The organism is Novosphingobium flavum (assembly GCF_014230315.1).
Taxonomy (GTDB): Bacteria; Pseudomonadota; Alphaproteobacteria; order Sphingomonadales; family Sphingomonadaceae; genus Novosphingobium; species Novosphingobium flavum.
In genome coordinates, this window is the sequence record NZ_JACLAW010000009.1 from 128,579 (window position 1) to 144,881 (window position 16,303).

Annotated in this window: 15 protein-coding genes and 1 tRNA gene; 14 read left to right on the forward strand and 2 right to left on the reverse strand. The window is 66.1% G+C overall.

The genetic code is table 11. The features are described 5' to 3' along the window. The first annotated feature begins 139 nt into the window (after positions 1-139). Positions 140-1,771 carry a CTP synthase gene (gene pyrG, locus H7F51_RS12845; RefSeq protein WP_185664708.1) on the forward strand — a complete coding sequence of 544 codons (1,632 nt, stop codon included), beginning with the start codon at positions 140-142 and terminating at the stop codon, positions 1,769-1,771. Between the two features lie 466 nt (positions 1,772-2,237). Here pyrG and H7F51_RS12850 read toward each other — a convergent pair whose 3' ends face one another. Further along, positions 2,238-2,720: an Hsp20 family protein gene (locus tag H7F51_RS12850; protein ID WP_185664709.1), complete on the reverse strand. Its 483-nt coding sequence runs from the start codon at positions 2,718-2,720 to the stop codon at positions 2,238-2,240. 199 nt (positions 2,721-2,919) lie between these two features. On the opposite strand from H7F51_RS12850, the gene grxC reads away from it, so the two are divergent. From grxC to H7F51_RS12870, 4 genes are all read left to right on the forward strand, one after another. Further along, complete coding sequence (grxC, locus tag H7F51_RS12855; protein WP_185664710.1) at positions 2,920-3,177, forward strand: glutaredoxin 3; 258 nt, start codon at positions 2,920-2,922, stop codon at positions 3,175-3,177. Continuing rightward, positions 3,178-4,017, forward strand: a complete 840-nt coding sequence (locus H7F51_RS12860; RefSeq protein ID WP_185664711.1) for a carbon-nitrogen hydrolase family protein — start codon at positions 3,178-3,180, stop codon at positions 4,015-4,017. A 9-nt stretch (positions 4,018-4,026) separates the two neighbouring features. Next, positions 4,027-4,512 carry a DUF1178 family protein gene (locus H7F51_RS12865; protein ID WP_185664712.1) on the forward strand — a complete coding sequence of 162 codons (486 nt, stop codon included), beginning with the start codon at positions 4,027-4,029 and terminating at the stop codon, positions 4,510-4,512. 53 nt (positions 4,513-4,565) lie between these two features. Then, a tRNA-Arg gene (locus H7F51_RS12870) sits at positions 4,566-4,642 on the forward strand. An 8-nt stretch (positions 4,643-4,650) separates the two neighbouring features. Here H7F51_RS12870 and H7F51_RS12875 read toward each other — a convergent pair. Continuing rightward, on the reverse strand, positions 4,651-5,022 hold the full coding sequence (locus H7F51_RS12875; protein ID WP_185664713.1) for a YciI family protein: 372 nt from the start codon (positions 5,020-5,022) through the stop codon (positions 4,651-4,653). Positions 5,023-5,108: 86 nt separating this feature from the next. On the opposite strand from H7F51_RS12875, the gene pyrC reads away from it, so the two are divergent. The 9 genes from pyrC (at position 5,109) to H7F51_RS12920 (ending at position 16,195) form a co-directional block, all read left to right on the forward strand. After that, positions 5,109-6,149, forward strand: a complete 1,041-nt coding sequence (gene pyrC, locus H7F51_RS12880; protein ID WP_185664714.1) for a dihydroorotase — start codon at positions 5,109-5,111, stop codon at positions 6,147-6,149. Continuing rightward, the gene (locus H7F51_RS12885; RefSeq protein ID WP_246448373.1) at positions 6,146-6,901 is read left to right on the forward strand and encodes a DUF2334 domain-containing protein; all 756 of its coding nucleotides are present in this window, start codon (positions 6,146-6,148) and stop codon (positions 6,899-6,901) included. The genes pyrC and H7F51_RS12885 overlap by 4 nt, the downstream gene beginning before the upstream one ends. 191 nt (positions 6,902-7,092) lie before the next feature. Next, positions 7,093-8,034: a hypothetical protein gene (locus H7F51_RS12890; RefSeq protein WP_185664716.1), complete on the forward strand. Its 942-nt coding sequence runs from the start codon at positions 7,093-7,095 to the stop codon at positions 8,032-8,034. Then, the gene (locus H7F51_RS12895; protein ID WP_425491026.1) at positions 8,034-8,591 is read left to right on the forward strand and encodes a DUF2141 domain-containing protein; all 558 of its coding nucleotides are present in this window, start codon (positions 8,034-8,036) and stop codon (positions 8,589-8,591) included. The genes H7F51_RS12890 and H7F51_RS12895 overlap by 1 nt, the downstream gene beginning before the upstream one ends. A 20-nt stretch (positions 8,592-8,611) precedes the next feature. Then, complete coding sequence (locus H7F51_RS12900) at positions 8,612-9,772, forward strand: glycosyltransferase (RefSeq protein WP_185664717.1); 1,161 nt, start codon at positions 8,612-8,614, stop codon at positions 9,770-9,772. A gap of 270 nt (positions 9,773-10,042) precedes the next feature. Beyond that, positions 10,043-11,185, forward strand: coding sequence for an efflux RND transporter periplasmic adaptor subunit (locus H7F51_RS12905; RefSeq protein ID WP_246448334.1), 1,143 nt, complete (start codon positions 10,043-10,045; stop codon positions 11,183-11,185). 9 nt (positions 11,186-11,194) lie between these two features. Beyond that, entirely contained in the window at positions 11,195-14,389 is a 3,195-nt protein-coding gene (locus H7F51_RS12910; protein ID WP_185664718.1) for a multidrug efflux RND transporter permease subunit, read from the forward strand. Beyond that, positions 14,386-15,777, forward strand: a complete 1,392-nt coding sequence (locus tag H7F51_RS12915; RefSeq protein ID WP_185664719.1) for an efflux transporter outer membrane subunit — start codon at positions 14,386-14,388, stop codon at positions 15,775-15,777. Before H7F51_RS12910 ends, H7F51_RS12915 begins: the two co-directional genes overlap by 4 nt. Before the next feature lie 160 nt (positions 15,778-15,937). Next, positions 15,938-16,195, forward strand: coding sequence for an FtsB family cell division protein (locus H7F51_RS12920; RefSeq protein WP_246448336.1), 258 nt, complete (start codon positions 15,938-15,940; stop codon positions 16,193-16,195). The last annotated feature ends 108 nt before the right edge of the window (positions 16,196-16,303 follow it).

Genomic DNA, 16,303 nt, shown 5'->3' on the forward strand with positions numbered 1-16,303 from the left:
GCCGGTCTTCCTGCTCCGCATCGCCAGTCGATTGCGGCGCTTCCGGCATTGTGCAGCAATGCGGGACTGTGGATTTTGCGTGCTCCCTTGCCGGAGACGCTTGCCCTTGTCCCCCGAACAGGACTAAGGCCCAACTCCCATGGCGCGGTACATTTTCATCACCGGCGGCGTGGTTTCCTCGCTCGGCAAGGGTCTCATGGCGGCGAGCCTCGCGTCACTGCTGCAAGCGCGCGGTTTTCGCGTGCGGATCCGCAAGTTCGACCCCTACCTGAACGTCGATCCCGGAACGATGAGCCCCTACCAGCACGGCGAGGTCTACGTGACCGACGACGGCGCGGAAACCGACCTTGACCTTGGCCACTACGAGCGGTTCACCGGGGTTTCGGCGCGGCAGGCGGACAACATCACCTCGGGCCGGATCTACCAGACGATCATCGCCAAGGAACGGCGCGGGGACTATCTCGGCGCGACCGTGCAGGTCATTCCGCACGTGACCGACGCGATCAAGGCCTTTGCCCAGGCCGACACCGAAGACCTCGATTTCGTGCTGTGCGAGATTGGCGGCACGGTGGGCGACATCGAGGGCCTGCCGTTCATCGAGGCTCTGCGCCAGATGCGCAATGAACTCGGCCGCGATCAGACCTGTTCGATTCACGTGACGCTGGTGCCGTTCATCGCGGCGGCGGGTGAACTCAAGACCAAGCCGACCCAGCACTCGGTGCGCGAACTGACCGCGCTCGGGGTTCAGCCCGACCTGCTGCTGTGCCGCTGCGAGAAGGAAATTCCCGACGGCGAGCGCGCCAAGATTGCGCTGTTCTGCAACGTGCGCAAGGAAGCGGTAATCCCGGCGCTCGACGCTTCCAGCATCTATGCCGTGCCGCTGCAGTATCACGCCGAAGGGCTCGATGCCGAAGTGCTGCGCCATTTCGGGCTGACCTCGGTAGAGCCGAACCTTTCGCGCTGGGACGATATCGTCGAGCGCTATCAGCACCCCGAGGGCGAAGTGACGATCGGCGTGGTCGGCAAGTACGTCGGCCTGCAGGATGCCTACAAGTCGCTCAACGAGGCGCTCGTTCACGGCGGCATCGCCCACCGGGTCAAGGTCAAGATCAAGTGGCTCGACGCCGAGTTGTTCGAGCAGGACGATGCGGCAATCGCGGCACAGCTTGAGCCGATGCACGGCATCCTCGTCCCCGGCGGATTCGGCGAGCGCGGCACCGAGGGCAAGATCGCCAGCGTGCGCTTTGCCCGCGAGCGCAAGGTGCCGTTCTTCGGGATCTGCCTCGGCATGCAGATGGCCTGCATCGAGGGCGCGCGCAACACGGCGGGCATCGCTGCAGCATCCTCGAGCGAGTTCGGCCCGACCGAAGAACCGGTGGTGGGCATCATCACCGAGTGGATGACCGAGGAAGGGCTGCAGACCCGCGCCGAGGGCGGGGACCTGGGCGGCACCATGCGGCTCGGTGCCTATCCGGCTAAGCTTTCGCCCAACAGTCATGCGGCAACCATTTATGGCGCGAGCGAGATCAGCGAACGCCATCGCCACCGCTACGAGGTCAACTGCGCCTATCGCGACGCGCTGGAGCGGGGCGGGCTGGTCTTCTCCGGCATGTCGCCCGACGGGCTGCTGCCCGAGATCGTCGAGCGGCCGGACCACCCGTTCTTCGTGGGCGTGCAGTTCCACCCCGAACTCAAGAGCCGGCCGTTCGAGCCGCACCCGCTGTTCAGCGGCTTCATCGGAGCCGCGCTGCGCCAGGCACGCCTTGTCTAAAGACAGCAAGTAAATACCGCTAGAAGGGCGCCAATTTGCCGAATTAACGGCGAATTGGCGCCCTTTCTGTTTCTGCGGACTGCATTTTTCCGATGCACAATGAAATGCAAATTCTTCGTTATATTTTGGAAAGTCCTTGCCAATCCAAAACGGCATGCCCTACCGGAGGCTCACACCCGTTTTGCGAATTGTGACAGAATTCGTGATCATTTTTCCTGTCATCAGCGCGCTATTGTGCGAGCTGCGGGGATAGATCACTGCCGTCCATCAATAGTGCAGCACGATGTTTGGGATCGGGCCTGGCCCGCCCGTAATACAGGCTTGACCTGGATCGATCGTCTTCTGCGACCCGGACGATCAGGAAGGGGCTTGGCGATGTCCTCGCGGCGTCGTGGGGGTGGGTCTTCCCGGACCCACCCCCGAATTTCCCGTGGCGGCGCCAGTCAGGCGCGCCAGCCGCAATCAATCAGGCAGCCTTGTCCTGCGCTCCGACCGCCGGGCGCGCCTCGACCACGTCGAGGCTTTTCTGCGTGCCGATCGAGACCTTCTTCGGCTTCATCGCCTCGGGCACTTCGCGCACGAGGTCGATGATCAGGAGGCCGTCCTCGAGGTTGGCATTCTCTACCCTGACGAAATCGGCAAGCTCGAAGCGGCGCTCGAACCCGCGCTGGGCGATCCCGACGTGGAGAAACTGGCCATCGCCCTGACCCTCGTCGACCTTGCGGCCCTGGATCACGAGCAGGTTCTGCTGCGCGGTGATATCGAGGTCCGCGGGCTTGAACCCGGCGACGGCGAGGGTGATGCGATAGGCATCCTCGCTCCGGCGCTCGATGTTGAAGGGCGGGTAATTGTCACCGCCGCTGGCCCGCGAGGCATTCTCGAGCAGGTCGAACAACCGGTCGAACCCGACGGTGTTGCGGCGATAGGGGGTGAAATCAAAGCGGTTCATGGTGCAAATCCTCATTCGAGCAATTCAACGGACCGGCGGGACCCGAATGGCATCCCGGCAGTGTGTCACGCCCGCTTCACCTTCACTCGGGACAGGCGGGGGCGGCGCATGACACGTGGTGGGAGATATGTTAGCGCCCGGGCGTTTCAAGGGTTGCGCCCGGCATGAAGCCGATCGGCGCGCCGAGCAAAGGACGACGATGGCCAAGGTCGAGATATATACCCAGTGGGGCTGCGGCTTTTGTGTGCGGGCCAAGGCACTGCTGGACAGCAAGGGTGTGGCCTACACCGAGTACGACGTGACGATGGACACGAAGAAGCGGGCCGAAATGGTCGAGCGCGCGCCGGGCGCGCGGACCGTGCCGCAGGTGTTCATCGACGATGTTGCCTATGGTGGGAGCGACGACATTCACGCGCTTGACCGGGCGGGCAAGCTCGATCCCGTGCTGGGCCTCTGAATGACCCGCATCGCGCTGCTGCAGATGACCAGCGGGATCGACCCCGCCGCGAATGCCCGCGCCGTTGCCGAAGGGGCGGCCCGGGCCGCGGCCGAGGGGGCGGCGATGCTGTTCACCCCGGAAATGGCGGGGCTGATCGACCGCGACCGCAAGCGGGCCGCGGCCTCGATCGTGTCCGAGGAGGCCGACCTGACGCTGGCGGCCGCGCGCGAGGCGGCGGCCCGGGCTGGGATCTGGGTGGCGCTGGGTTCGCTGGCGCTGCGCCGGTCGGGTGAGGGTGACGGGCGCTTTGCCAACCGTGCGCTGGTGATCGGGCCGGACGGCGAAATCCGGGCGCGGTACGACAAGATGCACATGTTCGACGTCGACCTTGCTACGGGCGAATCGTGGCGGGAATCGAACGCCTATGCACCGGGCGAGGCGCTGGGCGTGGTCGAGGGCACTCCGGTCGGCAGGCTGGGGTTGGCGATCTGCTACGATGTGCGGTTTCCGGCGCTGTTCGAGGCACTGGGGCGGCGGCAATGCGATGCCATCGCGATCCCGGCGGCCTTCACCGTGCCGACCGGGCGCGATCACTGGCACCTGATGCAGCGCGCGCGCGCGGTCGAGGCCAGCGCCTTCGTGATCAGCGCAGCGCAGGTTGGCCGGCACGAGGACGGACGCGAGACCTATGGCCATTCGCTGGTGGTCGATCCATGGGGGCATGTCCTGCTCGACATGGGCGGGGCGGATGACGGCGGCGCGGCGGGGCTGGGTTTTGCCGAGATCGACCCGGCGCGGATCGCGGCGGTGCGGGCGCAGTTGCCGAGCCTTGCCAACCGGCGCGCGATCCCCAACTAGATTCGCGTCATGATCGTTTTCGACCTGCAATGCGCCCCTGATGGGCACCGGTTCGAGGGGTGGTTTTCCTCCTCGGAGGATTTCGCGCGCCAGCAGGAGCGCGGGCTGGTGTGCTGCCCGACCTGCGGGTCGGCCGAGGTGAACAAGGCGGTGATGGCGCCCAATGTCGGCCGCAAGGGCAACCAGTTGCCCGAACCAGCGCGAAAGGCGGTGGGCGGCCCGGTGCCGGCGGTTGCCAATGCAGGGCCCGCGCTTCCACCCGAGGCGGCCGCGATGTTGCGGGCGATTGCCGAGGCCCAGGCCCAGGCGCTCAAGTCTTCGCGCTGGGTGGGGGAGGACTTTGCGGAAAAGGCCCGGGCCATTCACTACGGCGAGAACGATCCCGAGGCGATCCACGGCCAGGCACGGCCGGAGGAGGTTCGTGACCTGCTGGAGGAAGGCGTGGAAATCGCGCCGATCCTGTTTCCAGTCGTGCCGCCCGAGCAGGCCAACTAGTTGGGTGAACCCGGTTGCCCGATCGCGCGGCGCCGCCTAAAGGAGCCGCGAGTGCGCCCGTAGCTCAGCCGGATAGAGCACCAGATTCCTAATCTGGGGGCCATGGGTTCGAATCCCGTCGGGCGCACCACTCGCCGCTCAGCTCAGGTCTTCGGCCTCGAACAGCGGGCGGATCTCGATCTCGCTGGGCCCCGCCATCGGGTTGGGGCAGCGTTTCACCCAGGCCACGGCCTCTTCCATGTCCTTGACCTCCCACAGCCAGAAACCGGCGACGAGTTCGCGCGGGTGAGGGAAGGGGCCGTCTGTGACGGTGCGGACGGCGCCATCGAAGGCCACGCGCTTGCCGGCGGACGAGGGCTTGAGACCATCGGCCATCCGCAGGATTCCGGCGGCGGCGAGTTCGTCATTGAAGCGGCCCATTTCCGCCATCATCGCCAGCGTTTCCGGGGTGGGGTGGTAGCCCTTCTCCTCGCTCTCCTCGGTGGCCTTGACCAGGACCATGACGCGCATCGGGCCTCTCCTTGCTGGAACCGCAAGCACAACGCGCACGCGGGCTTGTTGTGCCGGCGGCGCAAGCTGCGCTATGGGCGCGGGCGATGACTGACAGCCTTACCATCCGCCGCCCCGACGACTGGCACGTTCACCTTCGCGACGGGGCATTCCTGGCCGATACCGTTGCCCATACCGCGCGCCAGTTCGCGCGGGCGATCGTCATGCCCAACCTCTCGCCACCGGTGACGACGACGGCGCTGGCGCTGGCCTATCGGGACCGGATTGCCAAGGTGGCGCCGGCGGGTTTCACGCCGCTGATGACCCTGTACCTGACCGACGGGACCGATCCGGTGGACATGGCCGCGGGCTTTGCCAATGGCGCGGTGACGGCCTGCAAGCTCTATCCTGCCCATGCCACGACCAATTCGGCCCACGGCGTAACCGACATCCGCTCGATCTACCCGGTGCTGGAGACCATGCAGGCGATCGGCATGCCGCTGCTCGTCCACGGCGAGGTGACCGATGCGGCGACCGACATCTTCGACCGCGAGGCCGTGTTCATCGAGCGCGTGCTGATCCCGACCCTGCGCGATTTTCCGGCGCTCAAGCTGGTGTTCGAGCATATCACGACGAAGGAAGCAGCCGAGTTCGTGGCGGCGGCGCCTGACAACGTGGCGGCGACGATCACCTGCCACCACCTCGTGATCAACCGCAACGCGATCTTCGCTGGCGGGATCCGGCCGCACGCTTATTGCCTGCCGATCGCCAAGCGCGAGGTGCATCGCCTCGCCCTGCGCAAGGCGGCGACTTCCGGCAGCGCCAAGTTCTTCCTTGGCACCGACACCGCGCCGCACCTCGTGCAGGCCAAGGAATCGGGCTGCGGCTGCGCGGGCATCTTCAATGCGCCGAATGCGCTGGAGAGCTATGTGACGGTGTTCGACGAGGAGGGCGCGCTGGGCCGATTCGAGGCCTTTGCCTCGGAGAATGGGCCGAAGTTCTACGGCCTGCCGCTCAATGAGGGGACGGTCACGCTGACGCGCGGGGAAACGGTGATGCCGGCGCGCCTGCCGATGGGCGAGGGCGAGATCGTGCCATGGCTTGCCGGCGAAACGATGAACTGGCGCTTTGCCGGGGCGGAAGGCTGAGCGCGGTGGACAAGGTCCTGCTCGCCTCGATCCATGACGTGGGCCCGAGGTTCGAGCGCGAGGTCGACCGGCTGGCCGAGCTGATTTCCGGGGTGCTGGGCGGGCCAAAATTCGCCATGCTGGTCGTGCCGGATCACTGGGGGCTGGCGCCGCTGGCCGAGGCGGCGGCCTTCCGCGCGCGGCTGCGCGACTGGGCCGGGCAGGGCATCGAGATGTTCGTCCACGGCTGGTACCACAAGGATATGGCCGAGCACTCGGGCATGGCCAGCTTCAAGGCGAAGCACATGACGGCCGGGGAGGGCGAGTTCCTCGGCCTCTCGGAAGAAGTGGCAGCGCAGCGCATGGCCGATGGCAAGGCGCTGATCGAGGATGCCATCGGCGGACCGGTCGCAGGCTTCATCGCGCCGGCCTGGCTCTATGGCCCCGACGCGCTGGCGGCGCTGGCCAAGGCCGACTTCGCCATCGCCGAGGATCACATGAAGGTGTGGAACGCGCGCACCGGCGAGACGCTGGCCCGCGGGCCGGTCGTAACCTGGGCGAGCCGCAGCGTGGGGCGCCAGCTCAGTTCGCTGGGCGTGGCTGCGCTGGCGCGCGCGGCCTTTCACGGGATGAAGGTCGCGCGCGTCGCGGTCCATCCCGGCGACACCACGGTTCCGGCGCTGATGGATTCGATAGCGCGGACCTATGCCAGCTTTGCGGCGCGACGGCCCGCGGTGCGCTACGGGAATCTGCTGCAGGACGGCAGGCCGTGAAAATCGCGCCTTTCCCGATGTATAGGCGGACTTTGCGGCACCGGATCGACCGGTTCCTTGCTATTGTTGCTTGCGCTCGGGCCACGGCGCGATAAAGACGGCCCGGCAACGGGCTCGATCGAATTCTTATACATCCGATGCAAGGCCGGACGGGGCGCCGTCTTCAGGGATGCACTTGGCGCGGACGGAACATGCATACGGCAGAAGCAACCTACCAATCGACAGGCGATGGCCTTCCGCCGATCCAGGTGGCCGACACGCCGTCGGTCTCGGCCCGCAACGGGCTGTTCGGGCTGGTCGGGGTGATCCTGTCGGTCGTGGTGGTCTTCGCCGCGGCCTTTACCTACCGGGACCTGCGGGTCGACACGGTTGAGGCCATGATCCCGCGCGACGTGGGCTTCTGGCTGATCTTCGTGATCTATTACATGCACGGCCCGCTGTTCGAATGGGTGATCTTCCGCCGGCTTTGGCACGTTCCCTTCGTTAGCGGGATCATGGCCCTGCTGCGCAAGCTCGTCTCGAACGAGCTGGTGCTGGGCTACCTCGGCGAGGCGCAGTTCTATGCTTGGGCGCGGGCGCGGGCCAACCTGATCGCCGCTCCGTTCGGCGCGATCAAGGACGTGGCGATTCTCTCGGCCCTGACCGGCAACGCCGCAACAGTGATCATGCTGGTGCTGGCCTGGCCGCTGGTGGCATCGGGCTCGCTGGGCATGCCGATGCGCTCGGTCTTCCTGTCGCTCGGCGTGGTCCTGCTCATTTCCTGTGCGATCCTGCTGTTCCGCAAGAAGCTGTTCTCGCTCAGCCGGCGCGAGCTGTGGTTCATTACGGGCATCCACGGCCTTCGCATCATCACGTTCATCGCCTTTTCAGCCTTGATGTGGCACCTCGTCCTTCCGCAGGTCTCGGTCGGGCTGTGGATGGTGCTGGCAACCCTGCGCATGCTGGTTTCGCGTCTTCCGCTCCTGCCGAACAAGGACATCGTGTTTGCCGGGATCGCCGTGTTTCTGCTCGGCCATGATCTCGAGATCGCGGCACTGATGACCTTGATGGCGGTTGTCACGCTGGGCGGCCACGTTCTGGCCGGCGTGATTTCCGGCGTTGCGGGGCTGATCGAGACGCGGAGGAGTGCGTGATGAAGCTTGGTGTTTCCCTCGGCCTGGTCCTGACGGCAGCGGCGGCGCTGACGGCCCCGATGGCCGCTGCGCAGCCGATCATTCCCTCGACCCCCGATCTGGGCAAGGCCGAAGGCAAGTGCCGTTCGGGCGAGGGCGGGCCGGCGCTGCTGGTGCGGGTCGATGGGCTCAAGGATCATCGCGGCAATCTCAAGCTCGAAGTCTATCCGGCCAACGACAAGGATTTCCTGCAGGATGACAACATCCTGATCTCGGAAGGCAAGACGTTTCGCCGGGTCGAGCAGCCGGTCGGCGCGGAAAACCCGGTCGAGCTGTGCGTGCGCATTCCCGGCCCCGGTACCTATGCCGTGTCGATCCTCCACGACCGCGACGGCAACCGCAAGTTCGGCCTGTCGGTCGACGGGATCGCTTTTTCCGGCAACCCCAAGCTAGGCCTGAGCAAGCCCAAGGCTGGCCATTCCAGCGTGGTCGTGACCGGCAACGGAATTTCGCGCATCGCGGTCGTGATGAACTATCGCACGGGCCTGATGTCGTTCGGACCGTTGCGGAAGAACTGACGCGCCTGTAGGGCGTTGGCATGAAGATCGTCGACGTCTGCGCCTTTCTCTCGCCCCAGGGCGGCGGGGTAAAGACCTATATCGAGCAGAAGCTGGCAATCGGGCCCAGGCTCGGTCATGAGATCGTGATCATCGCCCCCGGTGACCACGACGAGGTGATCACGCGCGGGCCCGGAGCCCGGATCGTGACCCTGGCATCGCCGCGCTTCCCGCTCGACCGCAAGTACTGGTATTTCGACGACGAGCCGCGCCTTCACGAAGCCCTGGCCGCCGAGGCGCCGGATTTCGTCGAATGTTCGTCGCCGTGGCGCAGTGCGAGCATGGTGGCCCGCTGGCGCCCTGATGTGCCCAAGGCGCTCATCATGCATGCCGATCCGCTCTCGGCCTATGCCTACCGCTGGTTCGGCGCCCTGCTCAGCCGCGAGACGATCGACCGCCGCTTCGAGCGTTTCTGGGACCATCTGCGCGAACTGGGCGAGGCTTTCGACCAGGTGGTCTGCGCGAGCCGCGAATTGCAGGGCCGGCTGGCCGAGGGCGGCGTGGCCAATGCCGCGTTGCACCCGATGGGCATCGAGGCCGGGCTGTTCACCCCCGAACGGCGCGACCTGGCCCTGCGGCGCGAACTCCTGACACTTTGCGACCTGCCGGAGGATGCCCACCTGTTGATTGGTGTCGGCCGCCTTTCCGCCGAGAAACGCTGGCCGATGGTGATCGACGCTGTCGCCGCCGCGAGCCGGACCCTGCCGATCGGGCTGGTCATGCTGGGCGCGGGGCGCAACAAGAACCGCATCCTCGGCCAGATCGCGGGCAATCCACATATCCGCCTGCTGGCGCCGGAACGCAATCGCCAGCGCTTTGCCGCCCTGCTCGCCAGCGCCGACGCGCTGATCCACGGCTGCGAGGCCGAGACGTTCTGCATGGCGGCGGCCGAGGCCCGTGCGGCCGGCGTGCCCGTGATCGTGCCCGACCGGGGCGGGGCGGCCGACCATGCCCGAGGCGGAGCGGGAATCGCCTATGCGGCAGGCAATGCGCTGGCCGCATCGCAGGCGATCGTCGATCTGTTTGCCGGGCGGGCGCCGCTGGTGGGCGAAATCGATCCGCCCGTGACCATGGAGCAGCACTTCGAGCGGCTCTTCGCGGAATACGAACGGATCGGCTTGCAAGCGCGCGCCGCGGCCTGAAATCGGCCCTCGGCTAGATTACGCAGGCAACGAGCAGCCGCACGGAATTGTGATATCCGCACTCATAAACCGTGTCACTGTCGCAATTTGTCGCATTGCACACAGAGCGGGATGACAGTTTGGTGGGAATGATCCAATAACAGGCTCGCCGGGGGCTTGGACGGCGTTTCCCCCCTCCGTGCCTGTTTGCGACGCCGACCTGCCGATGGGGTGAATTGCTTGCTTGCTGCGTATCGACTGATCCTCGCGCCCGGGGCCGTGGTGGCGATCTTGTCCTTGTCCGCTTGCAGCGGATCGAAGGAGCAGTCCAAGCCGCCCGCGCCGCAGGTGGGCTTCGTCGTCGCCAAGCCGTCGGCCGTTCCGTTGACCGTTACGCTCGGCGGCCGCACGGTCGCGGTCGAGACGTCGGAAGTGCGACCTCAGGTCACAGGCGTGATCCGCGCGCGTTTGTTCACCGAAGGGGCCTATGTCCGCCAGGGCCAGCCGCTGTTCCAGATCGACCCGAGCCTTTACCGCGCCGCCGTCAACCAGGCCCAGGCCAACCTGCAAAGCGCCCAAGCCAATGCCGAGGCGGTCAGTGCCCGGGCCAGCCGCTACAAGCCGCTCGCGGAAATGGAAGCCGTATCGCGGCAGGACTATTCCGATGCTCTGGCTCAATCGCGGCAGGGGCAAGCTTCCGTTGCCCAGACCCGCGCCGCGCTCGACACGGCGCGGATCAACCTGCGCTTCACCACGGTACCGGCGCCGATCTCCGGCCGGATCGGCCGTTCGCTCTTCACCTCCGGCGCGCTGGTCAGTGCCAATCAGGTCGATGCCCTCGCGGTGATCCAGCGGACCGACGAGATGTTCGTCGACATGCAGCAATCGAGCGCCGATCTTGTCGCGCTGCGCCGGGCTCTTGCTTCTGGCGGCGCCTCGCCGGGCAGCGCCTCGGTCAGGCTGACGCTTGAGGATGGCAGCGCCTATCCGCAGGCCGGCACGGTGCAGTTCTCCGAAGTGACCGTCAACGAGGCCACCGGCACGGTGACCCTGCGGGCACGCTTCCCCAATCCGGAAGGGCTGCTGCTCCCCGGCATGTTCGTCCAGGCAAGCTTCGCCCAGTCGGTCGAGACCAATGCCTTCCTCGTGCCGCAGAACGCGGTTTCGCGCGACGTGAACGGCGATGCGGTGATCTATGTGGTCGGTGCGCAGAACAAGGCCGAGCGCCGCACGGTCATCGCGCCGCGCACGGTCGGCGGCGACTGGGTGGTGAGCAAGGGGCTCAAGCCGGGCGACAGGATCATCACGCAGGCCAGTTCGAGCCTCAAGAACGGCATGGACGTTCGCCCCGTGCCGGCATCGACGCCGCAGAAGATCGAGGTGCGCAAGCCGGGAGCCGGCAAGGCCGGTTCCGGCCAGGGCAACGGCGGCTGATCGGCTGACATGTCTGGCATTTTCATCAACCGCCCGATTTTCGCCTGGGTCCTGGCGATCATCGTCATGCTGGGCGGCGTCGGTGCGCTGCTTTCGCTGCCCGTCGCCCAATACCCCGACATTGCCCCGGTCCAGGTCAATGTCCGTGCGACCTACCCCGGCGCTTCGGCGGAGACGGTGGAAAACAGCGTCACCCAGATCATCGAGCAATCGCTCACCGGGCTGGATGGGATGCTCTATTTCAGCGGGCAGTCCAGTTCGCGCGGGCAGGCCACGATCAGCGTGACCTTCAGCAAGGGGACCAATGCCGACACTGCCCAGGTCCAGGTCCAGAACAAGGTCGCCAGCGTCCTGTCGCGTCTGCCCTCGCAGGTCCAGCAGCAGGGCGTGCGCGTCACCAAGTCGACCAACGACCAGTTGCTGCTCGTGGCGGTCTATGACGAATCCGACCAGCGAACCCGCGATGACATTTCGGACTTCCTGACGTCGAATGTCCAGGATCCGCTTTCGCGCGTCGACGGCGTGGGCGAAACCAGCATCTTCGGCGCACAGCACGCCATGCGGATCTGGCTCAATCCGCAAAGGCTGGCTGCCATGTCGCTGATGCCGAGCGATGTGGTGACCGCGATCACCAACCAGAACACCGAGGTTGCCGGCGGTGAAGTTGGCGGGCTTCCCTCGCCCAAGGGCAACATGCTCAACGCGACGGTTACGGCCAAGTCGCGCCTGCAGACCACGGCCGAGTTCGGCGCCATTGCCCTCAAGACGCTGACCGACGGCTCGACCGTGTACCTGCGCGACGTGGCACGGATCGAGGTTGGGGCGGAAAGCTACGGCAGCTTTGGGCGGTTCAACGGCCATCCGGGCGCCGGCGTGGCGATTTCGCTGGCTCCGGGCGCCGATGCGCTCAAGACCGCGGAACTGGTCAAGGCCGAGGTCGAGAACCTCAGCAAGACCTTCCCCGAAGGCATCAAGTACGATTACGTCAACGATTCCACCAAGTTCATCAAGCTTTCGGTGGAAGAGGTGGTCAAGTCACTGATCGAGGCGATCGCGCTGGTGGTCGTCGTGATGTTCGTCTTCCTGCAATCCTGGCGCGCCACGCTGATCCCGGCGATCGCGGTTCCGGTCGTGCTGCTTGGCACTTTCGGCGTGTTTTATCTCGCCGGATTCTCGATCAACACGATGACCATGTTCGGGCTGACGCTGGCGATCGGTCTGCTAGTCGACGACGCCATCGTCGTGGTCGAAAACGTCGAGCGCCTGTTGCATGAGAACCCGGGGATGACCCCGCGTGAGGCGACGATCAAGTCCATGGCCGAAATCCAGATGGCCCTGGTCGCGATCGCGCTGGTCCTTTCGGCCGTGTTCCTGCCGATGGCCTTCTTCGGCGGGTCCACCGGCGTGATCTATCGCCAGTTCTCGCTGACGATCATTTCGGCCATGACCCTGTCGGTGCTGGTCGCCTTGATCCTCAGCCCGGCACTGACCAGCACCCTGCTGCGCGCCCGCGATAACGGCAGCCACGCCGACCGGCCGTGGATGGAGCGGCACTTCCCCAAATTCACCGGCCTGGTGCAACGGGGCCTGGACGGATTCAACCACCGCTTCGACGCGATGATCGTGCGTTATCGCAATTCGGTGCAGCGCGTGGTGGAGAACAAGTGGCGTTTCCTCGGCATCTACGCGGTGACCGTCGTCGTCCTGGTGGTCCTCTTCGCACGGCTGCCCAGCGGATTTCTGCCAACCGAGGACCAGGGCTTCGTCCAGATCCAGATGCGTCTGCCCGCGGGAACAACGATCGAGCGAACCCAGGAGGTCCAGCTAGATCTTGAGAAGTACTTCTTCGGCCCCGAAAAGGCCAACGTTGCGGGCGGTTTCCTTGTCGCCGGCGGCGGCGGGCAAGGAGGCGGTGGCCAGAATTCGGGGCAGGGCTTCCTCAACCTGACCGATTGGTCCGAACGCTCCAGTTCCGATCGCTCGGCAGACGCCATCGCCAAGCGCGCAACCCAGGCCAGCAAGGGTCTGCGCGATGCCCAGGTGTTCATTCTGGTGCCGCCGGCCATTCGCGGGCTCGGCTCGTCTAACGGCTTCACCATGGAACTGCTCAACAGCAGCGGCATGTCGCACGACGAGTTCCTCGCTGCTCGTGACAAGCTGGTTCAGGCCGCCAACAACGATCCTCGCCTGACCAGCGTGCGCACGACGGACCTGCCGGACAATGCGACGCTCAAGGTCGATTTCGATACGCCGCGGCTGACCGCGTTCGGCGTGAACCCGTCAGACGTAAACTCGACCCTGTCGACCGCCTGGGGCGGCCGCTACGTCAACGACTACATTGAAAACGGCCGGGTCAAGCGTGTCTATCTGCAGGGCGATGCCCAGTACCGGGCGCAGCCCCAGGACATGGGCCAGTGGTACGTGCGCGGATCGACCGGGGCGATGACTCCCTTCTCAGCCTTCGCCAAGATCGGCTGGTCGACCGCGCCGACGTCGATGTCGCGCTTCCAGGGCGTACCTGCCTACGAGATCCAGGGGCAGGCCGGGTCCGATTCCAGCTCGGGCCAAGCCATGGAAGCGATCGAGGAACTGGCCGCAAAGATCCCGGGGACGACCGTGGCATGGGCTGGGTCCTCCTACGAGGAACGCCTCAGCTCCGGCCGCGCGCCGCTGCTTTACTCGATCTCGCTGGTCGTGGTCTTCCTCTGCCTTGCCGCGCTCTATGAAAGCTGGTCGATCCCCTTCGCCGTGCTGCTGATCGTGCCGCTCGGCCTCGTCGGCGCGGTCTTCGCCGTGACGCTGCGCGGGCTGCAGAACGACGTTTATCTCCAGATCGGCCTGATCACGACCATGGGCCTTGCCGCCAAGAACGCGATCCTGATGATCGAATTCGCCGAACAGGCCGAGCGCAAGGGCATGCGCGTGATCGATGCCGCGCTGGAGGCGGCGCGGATCCGCTTGCGGCCGATCCTGATGACCAGCTTCGCCTTCATCTTCGGCGTCCTGCCGCTGGCCGTGGCCACCGGGGCCGGCGCCAACAGCCGCATCGCCATCGGCACGTCGGTGATCGGCGGGATGCTGACCGCGACGATCCTTGCCGTGTTCTACATCCCACTGTTCTTCGTGCTGGTGCGCCGCGGAGTGCGCGACGGGTTGAAGGCGGTGCGCGGACGGCTTGCGCAGCGGCGGGAGGCACGAGCATGAAGCGCGTTGCATCGCTCGGTCTCGCAGCCCTGCTCGCCGGCTGCTCGATGGCCCCGAAATATGTCCGGCCGGAGGCGCCGGTTCCTGCTTCGTGGCCGGTCGGCGATGCCTATCTCGCACAGAGCGAGGCCGCGCTGCCTGCAGTGTCTTACCGCGACATCTTCACCGATGCCCGCCTGCAGGCATTGGTCGAGCAGGCCCTTGCCAACAACCGCGACCTGCGGGTGGCCGCAGCCAACCTTGCCGCAGCCCGGGCACAGGTGCGCGTCGTTCGCGCCAACCAGTTCCCCGAGGTGGCCGCAAGCGCTTCGGCCTCGCGCGACAGCGGGACGGGCGGCAAGGCGGCCAGCACGAGCTATTCGATCTCGGGCGGGATCAGTTCGTTCGAACTCGACCTGTTCGGACGGCTTGCCTCGGCCACCGAAGCGCAGAAGCAGACCGCCCTTGCCTCGGAGGCCTCGGCGCGGACCGTGCGGCTCGGCCTCGTGGCCGACCTTGCCAATGCCTGGGCGGGCTACGGTGCCGATCAGGAACTGCTGAAGCTGGCGGAGGCCACGGCCTCCAGTGCCCAGGCCACGGTCAAGCTGACCCGGGCCCGTCTCGAGGGCGGTGTGGCCCCGCGCACGGACCTGCGCCAGGCGGAACAGGTGCTCTCGACGGCCGAGGCCGACGTTGCCGCGCAGAAGACCGCGCTCGCCCAGGACCGCAACCTGATCATGTTGCTGGTCGGCGCTCCGTTCGATCCCGCACTCCTGCCGGGCGACCTCTCCGAGGTGGTCGCGTCGATCAAGGCCCTGCCTGCGGGAACCAGTTCGGAGGTCCTGCTGCGCCGTCCGGACGTCGTGGCCGCCGAGTACCGGCTACGCTCGGCCAATGCCAACATCGGCGTGGCGCGGGCCGAACTGTTCCCCCGAATCACGCTCACCGGCCTCCTCGGCCTGGCCAGCGACTCGCTGGCTGCCCTGTTCACCGGAGACGCCTTTCACACCACGGTCGGCGGCAATGCCAGCTACTCGATCTTCAACGCCGGCGGGGCCAGGGCCGGTGTGGCGGTCAGCGAGGCGCAGCGCGATGCGGCCCTGGCGACTTACGAACTGGCGATCCAGACCGCCTTCCGCGAGGTGGCCGATGCGCTTGCCCGGCAGGGCACGATCGGGGACGAACTGGCGGCGGTGGAGCGCCGGACCGCGGCGGCGACCGACACGGCAACGCTCGTAACCGCGCAATATCGCGGGGGAATTGCCAGCTCGCTCGACAATCTCGATGCACAGCGCAGCCTCTATACCGTGCAGAGGACCCTGGTGGGCGAACGCCTCCTGCTGATTTCCAACCGGGTCACGCTTTACCGCGTCCTGGGCGGCGACCAAGCAGCGGCGAGCCCGCGTTGAGCCGGGCGGATCGGCAAAGCGCCCGACAGGGCAGATCGGCGCAAATCGACGGTTTCCCGAGAGAATTTTCTTGTGTGCCGGGCGCTTCTGTGATTCCTGTGATCCTATGAAGCGTAGCCGCACCGAACCCCGTTTCGCCAAGGAAGCCGTAACCCGAACCATGGCCCTCGGCGCCTTGCTGGTGATGGGTGGTTGGGCGATCGCGGGGCCGAGCGGGCTGCTCGCCTGGAGCGAGAATCTGCGGCTGCTGGAACAGCGCCAGCATGAAGTGCAGCAGCTTTCGGCCGAGCGTGACGAGTTGCGGAACCGGGTGGCGCTGCTTGATCCGCGGCATGCCGATCCGGACCTTGCCGGTGAACTGCTGCGCAGCAATCTTAACGTCGTTCATCCTGATGAGATGGTTATGCTGCTCAAGTGAGCAGGCGGTGGGTTCGAATGTTACGGTCAATCGGAAGCTGAATTGACCCCATAAGAAAATGCGTATGGCAGCATTCCTTTCGCGGAATCCGTTGCCTATAGCTTCACA